At 65.0% G+C, this 323-nt stretch carries 1 protein-coding gene; it reads left to right on the top strand.

Features of this window, described 5'->3' with window-relative positions:
* Positions 1-323 (top strand): hypothetical protein (locus HIJ39_RS23505; RefSeq protein WP_169103422.1); only part of this gene is annotated, 323 nt, incomplete at both ends.

Genomic DNA, 323 nt, shown 5'->3' with positions numbered 1-323 from the left:
CGCCCGAACTCCAACGCCCCGACCTCTTGGTTAGTCCGCCGGGATCGGCGGTGGCGTTTGTGGTGGTTGAGCGTGCCGAGATCGCCGGCATACAGGATGGTGATGCCGGTGGACAGACAAAACGCGACGATCTGATTGGCGGCGTGATGCAACGCGTTGCGTGTCACGCGCTCGACTTTTTCGCTTCCGCGATGCCGTGCGTGATTCAGGCGCTGACGCCGTCGCGACCCGGGTTTCGTGCGGGCGCGTTTCTTCCGGAGCTTGGCCTGGGCTTTCGCACGGCCCTGCTTGACGGACCGGAGGCCCCGACCGGATATCGCGAA

The sequence above is a fragment of the Sulfobacillus harzensis genome (genome assembly GCF_012933365.1).
Taxonomy (GTDB): Bacteria; Bacillota; Sulfobacillia; order Sulfobacillales; family Sulfobacillaceae; genus Sulfobacillus_B; species Sulfobacillus_B harzensis.
This window is presented reverse-complemented; position numbering and strand designations above follow the sequence as displayed.